The 398-nt window shown below is 67.3% G+C and carries 1 pseudogene; it reads right to left on the bottom strand.

The window, feature by feature from the left end:
- Positions 1–398: pseudogene (locus ACWTU8_RS33215) on the bottom strand (phosphoenolpyruvate--protein phosphotransferase); the annotation flags it as partial.

Raw genomic sequence — 398 nt, 5'->3', positions numbered from 1 at the left:
AGCACCTGGCGGTGCTCGCCCTCGAAGGCAACGTCGCGGCGCTCGAGCATGTCGTCGATGGAGAGCCTGAGCGAGCCGAGCGAGCTCTCGAGCCGTCGGACCTCTTCCTCGCTGTCCTCGTTGAACAGATTGGTGACGACGATGCGCGGCTCATGCAGCACGACGTGGCCCAGCCCGACGCCGTCGTTGAAGGACAGGCCGGTGAAGCTGACCGGACGGCGCAGATCGAGTTCGAGGCCCGGCCGCGTCAGCCGCGCCAGATCGCCGGTGGCGATCATCTCGGCGATGACCATGGCGGTGGTTTCCAGCGCCTCGACCTCGTCGTCGCGATAATGGCGCATGGTCTTGTTCTGCACGACCAGCACGCCCAGCGTGCGCCCTGCCCTGAGCACCGGCAC

This window comes from Mesorhizobium sp. BHbdii, from assembly GCF_053848045.1.
Note: the sequence above shows the minus strand (reverse complement) of the source record. Positions and strands in the feature narration are given on the sequence as shown.